General features: G+C 38.7%; 14 protein-coding genes. 1 reads left to right on the top strand and 13 read right to left on the bottom strand.

Annotated elements, in window-relative coordinates; genetic code table 11:
- Positions 1-42: 42 nt before the first annotated feature.
- The 6 genes from pnpS to citZ all read right to left on the bottom strand — a co-directional run bounded on the left by pnpS (position 43) and on the right by citZ (position 6,666).
- A complete protein-coding gene (pnpS, locus tag LG273_RS11885) occupies positions 43-1,416 on the bottom strand; it encodes a two-component system histidine kinase PnpS (protein WP_404453839.1) in 1,374 nt (457 codons plus the stop codon).
- A complete protein-coding gene (locus LG273_RS11890) occupies positions 1,413-2,108 on the bottom strand; it encodes a response regulator transcription factor (RefSeq protein ID WP_379560589.1) in 696 nt (231 codons plus the stop codon). Before LG273_RS11890 ends, pnpS begins: the two co-directional genes overlap by 4 nt.
- A 290-nt stretch (positions 2,109-2,398) precedes the next feature.
- On the bottom strand, positions 2,399-2,875 hold the full coding sequence (locus tag LG273_RS11895; protein WP_379560588.1) for a MaoC family dehydratase: 477 nt from the start codon (positions 2,873-2,875) through the stop codon (positions 2,399-2,401).
- Positions 2,876-3,174: 299 nt separating this feature from the next.
- The gene (gene mdh, locus LG273_RS11900; protein ID WP_379560587.1) at positions 3,175-4,113 is read right to left on the bottom strand and encodes a malate dehydrogenase; all 939 of its coding nucleotides are present in this window, start codon (positions 4,111-4,113) and stop codon (positions 3,175-3,177) included.
- Positions 4,114-4,194: 81 nt separating this feature from the next.
- Positions 4,195-5,466, bottom strand: coding sequence for an NADP-dependent isocitrate dehydrogenase (icd, locus tag LG273_RS11905; RefSeq protein WP_404453843.1), 1,272 nt, complete (start codon positions 5,464-5,466; stop codon positions 4,195-4,197).
- A gap of 84 nt (positions 5,467-5,550) precedes the next feature.
- The gene (gene citZ, locus LG273_RS11910; protein WP_379560585.1) at positions 5,551-6,666 is read right to left on the bottom strand and encodes a citrate synthase; all 1,116 of its coding nucleotides are present in this window, start codon (positions 6,664-6,666) and stop codon (positions 5,551-5,553) included.
- A 277-nt stretch (positions 6,667-6,943) separates the two neighbouring features.
- Here citZ and ytvI point away from each other — a divergent pair, with 277 nt between their 5' ends.
- The gene (gene ytvI / locus LG273_RS11915) at positions 6,944-8,056 is read left to right on the top strand and encodes a sporulation integral membrane protein YtvI (protein WP_379560584.1); all 1,113 of its coding nucleotides are present in this window, start codon (positions 6,944-6,946) and stop codon (positions 8,054-8,056) included.
- Positions 8,057-8,060: 4 nt separating this feature from the next.
- Here ytvI and LG273_RS11920 read toward each other — a convergent pair whose 3' ends face one another.
- The 7 genes from LG273_RS11920 to LG273_RS11950 all read right to left on the bottom strand — a co-directional run bounded on the left by LG273_RS11920 (position 8,061) and on the right by LG273_RS11950 (position 15,335).
- Positions 8,061-8,450 (bottom strand): FxsA family protein, encoded by a 390-nt coding sequence (locus LG273_RS11920; RefSeq protein WP_379560583.1) that lies wholly within the window; start codon positions 8,448-8,450, stop codon positions 8,061-8,063.
- A 124-nt stretch (positions 8,451-8,574) separates the two neighbouring features.
- The gene (pyk, locus tag LG273_RS11925; protein ID WP_379560582.1) at positions 8,575-10,338 is read right to left on the bottom strand and encodes a pyruvate kinase; all 1,764 of its coding nucleotides are present in this window, start codon (positions 10,336-10,338) and stop codon (positions 8,575-8,577) included.
- A 22-nt stretch (positions 10,339-10,360) separates the two neighbouring features.
- A complete protein-coding gene (gene pfkA, locus LG273_RS11930; protein ID WP_379560581.1) occupies positions 10,361-11,320 on the bottom strand; it encodes a 6-phosphofructokinase in 960 nt (319 codons plus the stop codon).
- Between the two features lie 180 nt (positions 11,321-11,500).
- Complete coding sequence (accA, locus tag LG273_RS11935; RefSeq protein ID WP_379560648.1) at positions 11,501-12,445, bottom strand: acetyl-CoA carboxylase carboxyl transferase subunit alpha; 945 nt, start codon at positions 12,443-12,445, stop codon at positions 11,501-11,503.
- 8 nt (positions 12,446-12,453) lie between these two features.
- The gene (gene accD, locus LG273_RS11940; RefSeq protein ID WP_379560580.1) at positions 12,454-13,314 is read right to left on the bottom strand and encodes an acetyl-CoA carboxylase, carboxyltransferase subunit beta; all 861 of its coding nucleotides are present in this window, start codon (positions 13,312-13,314) and stop codon (positions 12,454-12,456) included.
- A gap of 124 nt (positions 13,315-13,438) precedes the next feature.
- Positions 13,439-14,065: a FadR/GntR family transcriptional regulator gene (locus LG273_RS11945; protein ID WP_379560579.1), complete on the bottom strand. Its 627-nt coding sequence runs from the start codon at positions 14,063-14,065 to the stop codon at positions 13,439-13,441.
- Positions 14,066-14,096: 31 nt separating this feature from the next.
- Positions 14,097-15,335: an NADP-dependent malic enzyme gene (locus LG273_RS11950; protein ID WP_379560578.1), complete on the bottom strand. Its 1,239-nt coding sequence runs from the start codon at positions 15,333-15,335 to the stop codon at positions 14,097-14,099.
- Between the last annotated feature and the right edge of the window lie 3 nt (positions 15,336-15,338).

Raw genomic sequence — 15,338 nt, forward strand, 5'->3', positions numbered from 1 at the left:
TTCACATGAATTCCCCTCTTTCGGCCACTGCCATATTTCCAGTTAATCTAACTCTTTTCGGAATGCAACTGAAATGGTTGTTCCTTTATTTAACTCACTGCTAATTCGAATATCACCTTTGTGAACTTCAACAATATGTTTCACAATGGCTAAGCCCAGTCCAGTACCTCCTGTATTTCTACTTCTTGCCTTATCGACTCGGTAAAACCTTTCAAAAATACGCGGCAATGCTTCTTTGGCGATTCCAATACCTGTATCTTTGACTTCTATAATTACCTCATCTTCTGTTTCGATCCCATTAACCCAAATTTGTCCGTCAATCGGGGTATAGTTTATTGCATTATCTATCAAGTTAATGATAACTTGCTTCATACGCTCTTTATCCGCCTTAATAGTAGCCCCATCACTTATTTGAACAGATAGGGACAACTGCTTCTCATCAATCTTATGTCTCATTAGCAAAGCGACTTCCCCGACCATTTGGTTTAAGTCAATTTCCGATAAGACAAGTTGGAAATCTTCTTTTTCTAATCGGGACAATACTAACAGATCTTCAATTAATAATTGGAGCCGGTCACTTTCGTTGTAAATAATAGCTAGAAATTCTTTACTGGCTTCCTTATCATCAATTGTGCCATCTAAAAGCGTTTCTGCAAAACCTTTAATGGAGGTTATTGGGGTCTTTAATTCATGAGATACATTTGCAACAAAGTCCTTACGCATTAACTCCAGCTTTTTCATTTCTGTGATATCATAAATAACCAACACAGCGCCTTTGAGCATGCCTTTTTCATTAAAAATAGGTGCCCCTACGATCTCCAGGTAGATCTTATCTATTCCTTTATAATGGGTAAAGGCTTCTTTCACATTCTTTTCATATAAAAAGGTTTTCTGGACAGTTTCATGAATAATTTCATTATCTAAGATATCGTAATAAAGATGGCCTTTGTAGTCTTTTGGAACACCGCCAAAAATGTTAATAAACTTCCGATTAACAAAGTGAATATAGCCCTTTGAATCAATTAGTATAAGCCCACTTTGGGTATTATCAATCACCGTGGATAGTTGCTCTGACTGCATTTTTTCATGTCTGGAGAATTCCCCAATATTCCGTGCTAGTGAGTTAATTTTTGCACTTAATATTCCAATAGTATCATTGCTTGGATGATGAAACCTTGCACGGTAATTCCCTTTTACTATTTCATCGATTGTTCGTGTTGCCTTCTTAATTGGACGTATGTAGCGTTCGTACAGGTGTAACAAAAATAGAGTTAATATAATAAATTGCGTAAGCATAACAGAGCCTAATATAAGAATATTTTCGACAACTTGATATAACACAAGCCCTGTAGCAAAAACCACAAGTAAAATACCAACTAGATAAGTTGCTAGTGGTTTTTTAAAGAGTGCCCTCATGTAGCAGGCTCCTCCAGTTTATAACCAAGACCGCGGACTGTTTTAATATACTTTGGTTTTTTTGTGTCAGGCTCAATCTTGTCTCGTAAATGGGAAACATGTACATCAACAATTCGCGTATCCCCAACAAAGTCATAATCCCATACTCCGCTCAACAGTTGGTCACGTGAAATCACTTTGCCTTTATTATTTGCCAAATAATGAAGCAACTCAAATTCTTTTCGTGTAAAAGTGACTACCTTTTCTCCTATTTCAGCCTCATAACGCTCTGGATAAACTGTCAATTCACCAATTTTCAAGGATGAATAACTGGATTTTTTTTCTTTATTTGAACGTCTTAGGATCGCTTTCATTCTGGCAATTACTTCTTTCGGACTGAATGGTTTTGTGAGATAATCATCAGCTCCGAGTTCAAGACCTAATACTTTATCAAATTCTTCATCCTTTGCTGTCAGCATGAGAATTGGTGTATCGATCTTATTATTACGGAGATATTTACATACTTCCATCCCGTCCATCTCAGGCAGCATTAGATCAAGAATAATTAAATCATAATCGTTAGCCTCAGCTTTTTTTATTGCCTCAGCACCGTCGTATGCCACGTCTGTCTGAAATCCCGCTTTCTCAATATTAAAATTGAGGAGGGTAACAATAGACTTCTCATCATCTACTATAAGTATATTTTGCTTCATGTTTACATCCCCATTTCTCTATAGAATGTCGTAAATCATTCCATTTGAACACATTTGTTCTACCCTCATCTTACAATGAATAGCTCACAATGTGAATATATTAAAATCTTTGTTAATTAAAATTTACAAAAAGCATGCGAAATGTAAGTAAAAGTGAGAAGTTTTCAAGAGGAATAGAAAGTAACATCTATTTGAGGATGGAAAGCACATTTTTATCTAACTAACCGTACATAATTCCGAGCTGAACGAATTTCCGCACGTTCAGTTCGGAATTTTATATGCTCTATTTATTAAAAAAAGTTCTCGAGAGATGTGGCAGTTAATGAGTTTGGCTTGTAAGGTGGACAAACTTGTAACTTCCCAATGATAACAGTATCTCCATCTTCGTCATAGCCAGTTACATTAATAGAAACAGTATGATCCTTTTCATCTAAGGCAATAACCTCTAAATTAAACCTTACTTCAGTCTGATGAAACACTGGTTTAGGAAATGTCATCTCATGTTGCGTTATATGACTTCCAGGTCCAGGAAGATGCATTGACACAATGGAAGACACCATGCCAAAAAGCAATACAGAAGGGACAATAGGGGCTTTGTAGGGAGTCTGTGAGGCATAATCATGTTGAATATATAATGGGTTGGCATCATTTGATAAACCAAGATAGAGCAATAATTCCTTATCCTCAATAACCTTAATCGCCGTGTACGTTTCTCCGATGTGGATATCTTTCATCATCATTCCTAGTTTTCTTTTCTTTCCTAACATTATAACCACCTCCATTTTGTAAGCGCTTTCTATTATAACAAACCTTTTTAACTTATGCCAGAACAAAAGAAATTGTGGTTCAGTGGAATACAAAGAAAGATCTGACCAAAGAAAATATAAACCCTAGAATCGCTCGAAATATTGCAGAAAAGTTATCATGTCTTCAGAAGTAGTTTATGCTTCATGCATTCTAGCCTTGTCTTTCCAGTTGCGGTGGTTATGCAGACTTTTATACGCTTCTTTATTTGTAAGCATATTAAAAGGGGTAAGACGTTATGTCCCACCCCCAAAGTATTTTACTACTCTAATATTGTTAAAACGTTTTTAACAGAATCAGCTGATTTATCTAACGCAGAACTTTCTTCATCTGTTAAGTCAAGCTCAATAATTTCTTCAATACCTTTTCCACCAAGTATTGTAGGCACTCCTAAGTAAATATCGTTGTAGCCATATTCACCTTCTAAGTATGCAATAGCTGGGATAACGCGACGCTGATCTTTTAAGATTGCTTCTGCCATTACTGTTAAAGAAGCAGCTGGTGCATAATAGGCACTTCCATTGCCTAGAAGTCCTACTATCTCTCCTCCACCTTTACGTGTACGTTCAACAATTGCATCAAGGCGATCTTTAGAGATTAATTTTTCTAACGGAATACCACCAGCAAAAGAGTAGCGGATTAATGGTACCATATCATCACCATGACCACCTAAAACAAAACCAGTTATATCTTTTACAGAAAGATTTAGCTCTTGTGCGACGAATGTACGGAACCGCGCTGTGTCTAAGACGCCTGACTGTCCAATTACACGCTCTTTTGGCAATCCTGATTCTTTAAATACCGTATAAGTCATTGCATCAACAGGGTTTGTTAAAACAATAATATACGTATCAGGTGAATAGTTTACAACTTCTTTCGCAACTGTCTTCATGATCTTCGCGTTCGTATTCACTAAATCATCGCGGCTCATCCCTGGTTTTCTTGCAATACCAGCAGTTATGATAACCAGATCTGAATCCTTGGTTTCCTCGTAATTAGAGGTTCCGGTAATTTTAGCATCAAAACCTTGAACTGGACTAGCTTCCAGCATATCTAGGGCTTTTCCTTTTGTTGGGTCCTCCATGTCTGGAATATCTACAAGAACTACATCACCTAATTCTTTTTGTGCGAGCATCAATGCAGTAGTTGCGCCAGTGAACCCTGACCCGATTACAGATATTTTTCTTCTATTTATAGCCATCATAACGACCCCTTTTAGAATATTTACAATGCTCCCTCCTTTTGTAAAAAGGAGGGAAAGAGAGATTTTTAGTGTTGCGATTTAGTCCATATTTTTAATAAGTTCTGCCCCAAACTCAGAACATTTTACTTCTTTTGCTCCGTCCATTAGGCGAGCAAAATCATATGTCACAACTTTGGAAGCAATTGTTTTATCCATCGCTTTTGTAATTAGGTCTGCTGCTTCTCTCCACTCTAGGTGTTCAAGCATTAACACAGCAGACAAAATTACAGAGGAAGGATTTACTTTATCTAAACCTGCATATTTAGGTGCTGTTCCATGAGTAGCTTCGAAAATCGCATGCCCTGTATCATAGTTAATGTTTGCTCCTGGAGCAATTCCAATCCCACCTACTTGTGCAGCAAGAGCGTCGGAAATATAGTCACCATTCAGATTCATTGTAGCTACCACATCAAATTCTTTCGGTCTAGTTAAAATTTGTTGTAAAAAGATATCAGCAATGGAATCCTTTACTAGGATTTTGCCTGCTGCCAAAGCTTCGTCCTGCGCTTTATTAGCAGCATCTTTCCCGTCTTTTTCTACAATGCGATCATATTCCGCCCATGTAAAGACTTTATCACCATACTCTTCTTCTGCTACTTCATAGCCCCATGCTTTAAAAGCACCTTCTGTAAATTTCATAATGTTACCCTTATGTACTAAAGTAACACTCTTGCGCCCTTCATTTAGTGCGTATTCAATACTGGATCGTACTAAACGTTTAGTTCCTTCCTCGGAAACCGGCTTTACGCCAATGCCTGAAGTTTCAGGGAAGCGAATGTTGCTTACATTCATTTCATTTTTAAGAAACTCAATAACTTTCTTCACATCATCGGAACCTTTTTGCCATTCAATTCCCGCATAAATATCTTCAGTATTTTCACGGAAGATAACCATATCAACATCCTCTGGACGTTTAACTGGTGATGGTACACCTTCAAAATAACGAACCGGACGCAGACATGTGAACAAGTCAAGTTCTTGTCTTAAAGCCACGTTTAAGGATCGAATTCCTCCACCGATAGGCGTTGTAAGAGGTCCTTTAATTGCAATCTTATATTCATTAATCTTATCTAATGTATCTTGTGGAAGCCACTCACCCGTTTTATCGTAAGCTTTTTGTCCAGCTAAAACTTCCATCCACTCTATTTTCTTTGTACCATTATATGCTTTTTCAACTGCCGCCTCGATTACACTGCTGGCTGCAGCCCAAATGTCCGGGCCAGTACCATCACCTTCAATAAATGGAATGACCGGTACGTCAGGTACATTCATCTTACCGTTTTCAACTGTAATTTTTGTCCCTTGTATCATGTTAACTACCTCCTAAATCTATTATCTATTCTAGTATAACGTATTCCCTATTACCTTTGTCTATTGATTTTAGGTTGTTCTTCTTTATCTGTTTTCTATTGCAACATATTCAGGAGATTTTGGCCCTATATAATCTGCGCGAGGGCGAATTAATCGGTTGTTTTGATATTGCTCAAGAATATGGGCAAGCCATCCTGAAGTACGACTCACTGCAAAGATTGGTGTAAACAAATCATGTTCGATTCCTAGACTGTGATACACAGATGCAGAATAGAAGTCTACATTTGCTGGAAGACCTTTTGTTTCTTTAATATAATCCTCGATTTCTACGGACATATTATACCATTTGGACTGCCCTGTTAATTCTGTTAGCTGTCTGGACATTTCACGCAAGAATTTGGCACGGGGATCTCCATTGCGGTAGACACGATGCCCCATTCCCATAATTTTTTCTTTGTTGTCTAGCTTTTCTTTAATATAAGGAATCGCATTTTCTTCCTCACCAATTTCTGTAAGCATTTGCATTACACGTTCATTGGCGCCACCGTGCAACGGCCCTTTCAATGCTCCTATCGCTGCTGTAATACCAGAGTAAATATCTGATAACGTTGCAACACATACTCTTGCAGTAAAAGTGGAAGCATTTAGCTCGTGATCTGCATGAAGTACCAATGCTTTATTAATCGCTTCTACTTCTATAGCTTCAGGTGCTTTACCATTTAGCATATATAGTAAGTTTTCTGCATAATTATAGTCTTGCTTTGGTTGTATCGGTTCCTTGCCCTGACGAATCCTCGCGAAAGCAGTTACAATTGTAGATATTTTTGCTTGAATTCGCAATGCCTTTCGTTTATTTGCATCTTCCTCCATGACATCTGCTTCTTCATCATATAGTCCAAGTAGAGAAATGGCTGTGCGCAATGCTGCCATTGGATGTACGGTAGACAAATCATAGGACTGTAAATGAGAGATAACAGCATCAGGCAGTGTCATATTTTCTGCTATATCTTTTTTGAAAGCATCAAGTTCCGACTTTTTAGGAAGCTTTTGGTTCCATAGTAAATAAACCACCTCTTCAAAGCTGGAGTTTTCTGCTAAGTCATCGATTTTGTAACCTACATATGTTAACTGATCATCGATGATGGAGCTGATAGAAGATTGGGTTGCTACAACACCTTCAAGCCCTTTCGTTGTTGTCATTGAAAACCTCTCCTTTTTCTATTAATTGTACCAATCATTAGGACCACTTATTATCGACAATAATTTCAAAGAATCATATTGTCATCCCCATGGCTAATTATAAAGTATTTTGAATGTAATGTGAATTGAAACCGTTTAAAATCTAGATTAAATTTGTAAATTGCGAAGAAAATCCTTTTGTTTAACACTTTTTAAAGGATTTAAACTCGCACGTCTAAACCTTCCTTGGCGTGCATACATAAGAGTATACTGTCTAAACACTGATTGGGGCGTTTTTATGTACAAGCAGCTTTCTTATCAATTATTGCGCTTCCTTGTTGTTCTCTTAATAGGGGTAGCTATCTTTTTCTTCTTTCAGTATACAGGGAAATTTATATACCCCTTTTTAATTGCTATTATTTTATCGCTAGGAATGCATCCAGTTGTAACTTTTTTACAAAAGAAACTTAATTTCCCTCGAATCATCGCAACATTGACCGTCCTAGTTACTGGGTTTCTTATCCTTTTTGGTTTTATATTTTTTATCATTCATGAAATTATTCTTGGGGTTATCTCTATCGCAGATAAAATACCGGGATATTTTTCAAAAGGTATACAGATATTCGACAATCTAATCACTGCCTACATCTTGCCTTTTTATCAGAAAATTGCATCACTTGTGCATACACTTGATGAAGGCCAACAACTTACGATCAAAGAAAAAATTATCGAATTTGCAAATGGCTTGGCAGCAACGGTTGCTGAATTTCTTCAACACTTACTTCTCTCAATACCTGCTCTTTTAGGAACACTACCAAACTCGGTTACCATTATCATTTTCGTTATTCTAGCTTCTTTCATAATCACAAATGATTGGGAATTACTAAGCATAAAAGTTAAAAACCTGCTACCTGATAACGTTCAAATTTCAGGACAGCATGTGCTAACACAATTAAAGAAGGCGACAGTCGGCTATATGAAAGCTCAGGTAACTTTAATCTTTATTACCTTTATAATCATACTAATAGGATTGATTATTCTCAAAGTTGATCACCCGCTTACCATTGCTTTTTTAGCAGCATGTGTGGATTTACTTCCATATGTTGGCACCGGCATTCTCTTTATTCCCTGGATCTTGTATTTATATATGACAGGAAATTTTCCCTTGACCATCGGCTTGATCGTTATATACATGGTCATTGTTATTGTTAGACAAATATTGGAACCAAAAGTACTCGCCTCAAGCATTGGGCTTCATCCACTTGCTGCTTTGATCATTCTTTTTATAGGTGTGCAAATACTTGGCATGCTCGGCTTCCTTTTAGCCCCAGTACTGCTCATTTTGATAAACGCCTTCTATAAAGCACAAATCCCCCAAAGATTATGGCACTTCATTCTAAAGGGGGAGTAGTTATTTAAAACTTTCGGTAAATAATCGTATTTTTGTTCATCATTTTGGTTATTAATTTGCCAATATAGGCTTTAAAGGGTGCTCTTGTAAATGGGATTACGAGTATAAACCCAGCAATATCTGTAATAAAACCTGGAGTGAATAGAAAGATCCCACCGATTAGTATACAAATACCATCAATGATATAAGAAGTTGGCGCTGCTCCATTGCGCATCGAAACCTGTGCTTTATTCCATGTATCAACCCCTTGTTGCTTAGCAAGAGACACACCGATAATTCCGGTTAGAATAATTAAGAAAGCCACCCACCAAGGACCTATCATCCCGCCTACCCAAATAAACATGCCTATTTCCAGGCCAGATAATATGAGCATTATAAGTAACAACCAACGCATACCTTTACCTCCTTTTGTATAATCGAAAAGCGTTACGTGCATGGTTCGTAACGAAGCGTTTTTGAAGTTAAAGAAAAAAAGAAGGGAACCCCTTCTTTTTAATCCCTTCCTTTTTTTCTATGAATTAAAGGACTCTTGTATGACCTTTATAGATATCTCCCTTTGTGCCATCAACAGTAATAACTTGTCCGTCTGCCACATAGTCAAATACGTCCTTAACACCTACAATAACTGGAATACCTAGACTTAGACCCACTACGGCCGCATGTGAGGTTAAGCCTCCTTCTTCTGTTACAATGCCACTTGCTTTTTCAATCGCAGGCATCATTTCTCTATCGGTACCATATGTTACAAGGATATCTCCTTCGTTTACCTTACTAACGGCTTCCTCAGCATTTTTGGCAATGACAGCTTTCCCATAGGCGCTACGTTTACCAATTCCTTGTCCCTTTGCGATCACATCGCCAATAACGTGGACCTTCAATAGGTTTGTTGTTCCGCTTTGGCCTACTGGAACTCCAGCAGTAATAATTACTCTGCTTCCATGCTCTACTACACCTGTTGCCAGCCCTTTTTCAATGGCGATATCTAACATTTCATCAGTAGATTGTGCCTTCTCTCCTGGTACTGCGTGTACTCCCCATACAAGTGAAAGTTGACGATTTACTCGCTCGGAAAACGTAACAGCCACAATTGGTGCCTGCGGACGATATTTCGAAATCATTCTTGCTGTATGGCCACTTTCAGTAGGTGTGATAATTGCACTTACAGATAAGTTCATTGCTGTATGCGTTACAGATTGGCTAATTGCATCCGTAATCGTCATATCCACATGCTTCGAACGGTCTTTCAGAATGGTCTCATGGTTAAGTGCAGTCTCTGCTTTAACAGCAATATTGTTCATAGTTTGAACAGATTCTACCGGGTAGGTACCCGCAGCTGTCTCACCAGATAGCATGATCGCGTCTGTTCCATCAAATATAGCGTTCGCTACATCGGAAGCTTCGGCTCTTGTAGGACGTGGGTTGCGTTGCATTGAGTCTAGCATTTGGGTTGCTGTAATGACTGGCTTCCCTGCCGTATTACATTTTTTGATTAATTGCTTTTGTACAAGTGGCACATCTTCAGCAGGGATCTCCACTCCTAAATCACCACGTGCAACCATTAAACCATCACTAACTTCCAGGATGCTGTCAATATTATCGACACCTTCCTGGTTCTCAATTTTAGGGATAATCTGAATATGGGAGGCATTATGTTTATCAAGCAATTCTTTTATTTCAAGAATGTCGGAAGGACGTCTAACGAAAGAAGCTGCAATAAAATCAACATCCTGTTCAATTCCGAAGCTGATATCGTTGGCATCCTTGTCTGTAATACCAGGGAGGTTTACGGAAACGTTTGGAACATTAACACCTTTTTTGTTTTTGATGGTTCCTGAGTTGAGTGCTTTTGTTTTTAATTCATTGTTTTCATGATCGACGCTAAGTACTTCTAATTCAATTAGCCCATCATCTAATAATATTTTTGAGCCCTCATGAACGTCGTTAATTAAACCACTGTATGTTACAGAAAATCTTTCAGCCGTTCCTTCCACGTCTTCATTCATGGAAACATAGACTTCCTTATCTTGAATAAGCTCTGCCTCTCCATCACGGAATTGTCCTGTACGGATTTCTGGTCCCTTTGTATCTAATAGAATGGCAACCGTTTTCCCTGTATTCTTGGCAGCCTGTCGAATATTTTTAATACGTGCCCCATGCTCTTCAAAATCACCGTGGGAAAAGTTCAATCTGGCCACGTTCATTCCGGATTCGATTAGCTGCTCTAATTTTTCTATAGATTCAGAAGCCGGTCCTATTGTACATACAATCTTTGTATTTCTCATTCCATTACCTCCTAAGTTGTTCCTATATGGATAATTCTTTTGATAATTGATACATGTCCTTATCGATAACATGCTTTTGTGAAAGAATTTCCAAGATATCGTGATTGACTAATTTATTATTTTGAATCCCAACCATACGCCCTGCTTTCCCTTCAAGCAATAGATCTACGGAGTAGGCACCAAGTCTGCTTGCAAGCACACGGTCAGCAGCTGTTGGAGAGCCTCCACGCTGGATGTATCCTAACACGGTTACGCGAGTTTCCAAATCTGTTGTTTCCTCAATACGCTTTCCATAATCAAAGCCACTTCCAACACCCTCAGCTAAAACAATAATACTATGCTTTTTGCCTCGCTCATGGCCTCGTTTTAGTCGTTCAATCACATCATCAAAGTCGTCCTTTATTTCTGGAATTAAAATACTCTCCGCACCATCTGCTAATCCAGCCCATAGAGCTAGGTCTCCAGCGTCTCTTCCCATTACTTCGATGATATAAGTACGTTTATGTGAGGTAGCTGTGTCACGAACCTTATCAATTGCTTCGATAATTGTATTTAGGGCAGTATCAAAACCGATCGTAAAATCTGTTCCTGAAATATCGTTATCAATGGTGCCTGGGATACCAATGCACGGATAACCTTTTTGGGTTAGCTTTTGAGCTCCTTTAAAGCTGCCATCTCCACCAATAATGATTAAACCTTCAATCCCAAACTTTTTAAGTTGCTCAATACCTTTTTCTTGGCCAGCATCTGTTTTAAATTCTTCACTTCTAGCGGAATAAATAATGGTGCCTCCACGATGAATAATATCACCGACAGAGCCTATTTCCATTTTCTCAATATTTCCTTCCATTAAACCCTGATAACCATACTTTATACCATATACCTCTACATCATGGTAAATGGCTTTTCTTACAACAGCCCGAATTGCTGCGTTCATACCAGGAGCATCGCCACCACTGGTCAATACACCAATCTTTTTCATATCTTGTTCCACCTCTGTTTTTACTGCTATAATTATTCTTTCCTATTCAAAGATAATGGGAAAAAGAAAAAATAGCAATTAATTATACTGTTCCCTGCCATTCCATAGAAAAATAATCAGAGGTTGACTGCAATGTCAACCTCTTTTTTAAAAATATCATACATAAAGGTCGGGTAAAGCTTATAGTGTCGTAAAGTCACCAATCTGCTTATATTTTTCCCAGCGGTTCTCTAATAACTCTTCAGGTGTGCGTTTTTTTAGAACAGAAAGCGATTGTTCAATAGCATGATCCATATAGTCTGCTTGCTGATCTAAATCCCGATGCGCTCCACCTTTAGGTTCTGGAATTATCGTATCAATAACCCCAAGCTGTTTCAAATCATAGGACGTGATTTTCATTGTTTCTGCAGCTTTTTGAGCTAAACCGGAATCCTTCCATAGAAGGGCAGCGGCCCCTTCTGGAGAAATTACCGAATATGTAGAATTCTCCAGCATATGAATATGGTCACCAACTCCAAGCGCCAGTGCTCCACCGCTTCCTCCTTCACCAATTACGATGCAAATAATCGGAACCTTAAGTCCCGCCATCTCCATTAGGTTTCTCGCGATCGCTTCACTTTGTCCACGTTCTTCAGCTGCTTTTCCAGGATAAGCCCCTTTTGTATCAATAAAGCAGATAATCGGTCGTTTAAACTTTTCTGCTTGTTTCATATGTCTTAATGCTTTTCTATACCCTTCAGGATGTGGCATACCAAAATTGCGTTTTATGTTTTCTTTCGTATCTTTTCCGCGTTGATGCCCAATAACCGTTACAGGACTCTCTTTATAATAAGCAATACCTGAAACAATTGCCTCATCATCACCGAAAAGCCTATCCCCATGGAATTCAATAAAGTTTTGAAAAAGCTTTTCTATATAATCCATCGTAGTTGGCCTATCCTGATGACGGGCCATTTGGACACGCTGCCAAGGCTTAAGATTGCCGTAAATATCATCCTCAAGGACAGATAATCTCTTCTCCAATGTATTAATTTCCTCTGTTAAATCAATTTCACTATCCTTTGTGAAATTTTTTAACTCCGCAATTTTTTCTTTTAAGTTAACGATTGGTTTTTCAAAGTCCATTACGTGCTTCACGAATTTTCGCCGCCTTCCTTATGCATGTCAAGTAGCGTAGAGAAAAGGGATTTCATCTCATGACGATGAACCACCTTATCTAATTGGCCATGCTTTAATTGGAATTCAGCCGTCTGGAAATCATCAGGCAGTTTCTCTCGAATGGTTTGTTCAATGATTCTTCTTCCAGCAAACCCAATCAGTGCCCCTGGCTCTGCAAAATTATAGTCACCAAGTGAGGCAAAGCTTGCCGAAACGCCACCTGTAGTAGGGTGTGTCATAACAGAAATCATAAGGCCACCAGCATCGCTGAATCGCTTAATGGCAATAGAAGTTTTTGTCATTTGCATTAAACTTAAAACACCCTCTTGCATTCTTGCGCCACCAGAAGCTGCAAAGATAATAAATGGCAGTGATTCCTTTCTGGCATTTTCAATTGCTCGGGCAATTTTCTCTCCAATGACTGAACCCATACTCCCCATACGGAAGCTGGAATCCATGACAGCTACAGCAGCAGCCTGTCCATCAATAAATCCTTTTCCTGTAATGACCCCTTCGTTCAACCCCGTTTTCGCACGATCTTTTTCCATCTTTTCTTCATAGCCTGGAAATTGTAATGGGTTGCTTGTAATTAAGTCTTTGTCCCATTCCTGAAATGATTCCATCTCAAATAAGCATTCAATTCTGTCCCACGCTAATAACGTATGATGATGGCCACAATTAGGACAAACATTTAAGTTTTTCTTCATTTCCTTACGGTAAAAAATTTTGTGACACCCATCGCATTTTTGCATTAACCCTTCCGGCACATCTGTTTTTGCCTGGTGATTTGGAATGGATGCATATTTCTTTCGCTTGCCAAAAAGATTCTCAAGCAAGGTAATTCCTCCTTTTTCAACACCACTTGGCATCTTACCATATTCTTGTCAAGTGCATGTGCCGAGCTTGCTCAGCTTTATGAACGTCTACTACTTTCGATTATACATGATTTAAATAGCTGAATTAATCCCATTGACCATCCTGAACGGCGAGTGATTCAAATAAAGGCTCAATTAACTGGTAATTTTTCGTGGAATAAAGATGAACCAGTTCTATGTAAAAAACTTTGCTGTAGTAAAGCTTATTAATCGTATGAGAGAATTCCTCCATTAGTTGCCAGACTCGGGCTAACAATAAATTCTCCGATTTTCTAAATAAATATTTAAAGAAAGCGACATGCCGATCGTTCGGCCCCATTAAAGAATCATGAAGCAATTGGTCAAGCATGTCTAAATCCTGCTTATCAATTCTACTAAATGCTAACTTTGCCGCTTCCTTTTCGAGTATCTTCTTGGCTAAGAACAGATCTTCCCTCGTTCTAGCCTCTTTTAAGATAAAAGAAGATAAGAGCTCTACTGTTTGATAGGGGCGATACGTGCTAAGAAATGTTCCTTCGCCCCTTTTTGTCTCAATGAGACCAAGCAGTTCCATTGCTCGCAAAGCTTCACGAACAGAGGATCTGCCTGCCTGTAGTGTGTCAGCTAGTTCTCTTTCGGAAGGAAGTTTATCCCCGGGCTCTAAGTGTTGTGTGTCGATGTATTGACGTATTTCCTGTAACACGCCCTGGTATACCTTTTGCTTCGGTGACATAGTCACAGCCCTGATCCACTCCTTCTACCATCTATTTATTATCTATTTGCGTTAACCTTCTTGTTTTTTCTGCTATTTCTTCAGGATCTACTTCAATTCTTGCCACACCAGATTCCATAGCTGCTTGTGCAACTGATTTAGCCACAATAGGAGCTACACGGGAATCGAAAGGTGCAGGAATAACATAATCCTCATTTAATTCCTCTTCACTTATCAATGAAGCAATAGCATTCGCTGCCGCTACCTTCATACGTTCGTTAATTCGTGTTGCCCGAACGTCCAAAGCACCGCGGAAAATCCCTGGAAAAGCTAGTACGTTATTAACCTGGTTTGGGAAATCAGAACGACCGGTTCCAATAACTCTTGCACCTGCTGCTTTAGCATCATCTGGCATAATTTCAGGATCTGGATTAGCCATCGCAAAGATAATGGCATCATCTTTCATTTTACTTACCATGTCTTTATTCAAGGCTCCCCCAACAGATACCCCAATAAAAACATCAGCATCTTCGAGCATATCTTCCATGCTACCTTCCTTTTTCTCTTTGTTCGTAAAAGTAGCAACACGCTCTTTTATATCATTCATGCCATAAGAACGACCTTCAAATATTGCTCCACGTGAGTCACACATAATCATATTACGCACACCAAAATGGTATAAAAGTTTAATAATTGCAATTCCAGCAGCACCTGCTCCATTGGCTACTACTTTAATATCAGAGAAGCTTTTACCAACAAGCTTAAGTGCATTAATTAATCCAGCAACTGTAACAATTGCTGTTCCGTGTTGATCATCATGAAAAATAGGAATATTGGTTTCTTTCTTAAGTCGATCTTCAATAATAAAGCAGTTCGGTGCAGCGATATCTTCTAAATTGACACCACCAAAAGTTGGTTCCATCAATTTTACGGTTTGTACAATCTCTTCTACATCCTGTGTTGCCAGGCAAATTGGGAATGAATCCACCCCAGCAAAGCTTTTAAAAAGGACTGACTTCCCTTCCATAACGGGCAATGCAGCTTCAGCGCCAATATTACCCAAACCTAATACAGCAGAACCGTCACTGACTACAGCAACCATATTTCCTTTCATTGTGTAATCATAGACTGTTTCTTTACGATCATAAATTTCTTTACAAGGTTCCGCCACCCCTGGAGAATAGGCCAGACTAAGCTCGTCTGCATTTGTAACAGGTACTTTAGACTGTGTAGTAAGCTTTCCTTTGTTCACTTTGTGCATGTGCAATGCTTCATCTCTTAAGCTTGCCATATT

Origin of the sequence: Oceanobacillus kapialis (assembly GCF_044790185.1) — a bacterium.
GTDB classification, from domain to species: domain Bacteria; phylum Bacillota; class Bacilli; order Bacillales; family Amphibacillaceae; genus Oceanobacillus_B; species Oceanobacillus_B kapialis.

Coding starts and splice junctions, on each gene's coding strand:
- ytvI (WP_379560584.1), top strand. CDS start 6,944: ATGTACAAGCAGCTTTCTTATCAATTATTGCGCTTCCTTGTTGTTCTC.
- LG273_RS11945 (WP_379560579.1), bottom strand. CDS start 14,065: ATGTCACCGAAGCAAAAGGTATACCAGGGCGTGTTACAGGAAATACGT.
- mdh (WP_379560587.1), bottom strand. CDS start 4,113: ATGGCTATAAATAGAAGAAAAATATCTGTAATCGGGTCAGGGTTCACT.
- icd (WP_404453843.1), bottom strand. CDS start 5,466: ATGATACAAGGGACAAAAATTACAGTTGAAAACGGTAAGATGAATGTA.
- LG273_RS11950 (WP_379560578.1), bottom strand. CDS start 15,335: ATGGCAAGCTTAAGAGATGAAGCATTGCACATGCACAAAGTGAACAAA.
- LG273_RS11920 (WP_379560583.1), bottom strand. CDS start 8,450: ATGCGTTGGTTGTTACTTATAATGCTCATATTATCTGGCCTGGAAATA.
- accA (WP_379560648.1), bottom strand. CDS start 12,445: ATGGACTTTGAAAAACCAATCGTTAACTTAAAAGAAAAAATTGCGGAG.
- pfkA (WP_379560581.1), bottom strand. CDS start 11,320: ATGAAAAAGATTGGTGTATTGACCAGTGGTGGCGATGCTCCTGGTATG.
- pyk (WP_379560582.1), bottom strand. CDS start 10,338: ATGAGAAATACAAAGATTGTATGTACAATAGGACCGGCTTCTGAATCT.
- citZ (WP_379560585.1), bottom strand. CDS start 6,666: ATGACAACAACGAAAGGGCTTGAAGGTGTTGTAGCAACCCAATCTTCT.
- LG273_RS11890 (WP_379560589.1), bottom strand. CDS start 2,108: ATGAAGCAAAATATACTTATAGTAGATGATGAGAAGTCTATTGTTACC.
- pnpS (WP_404453839.1), bottom strand. CDS start 1,416: ATGAGGGCACTCTTTAAAAAACCACTAGCAACTTATCTAGTTGGTATT.
- LG273_RS11895 (WP_379560588.1), bottom strand. CDS start 2,875: ATGTTAGGAAAGAAAAGAAAACTAGGAATGATGATGAAAGATATCCAC.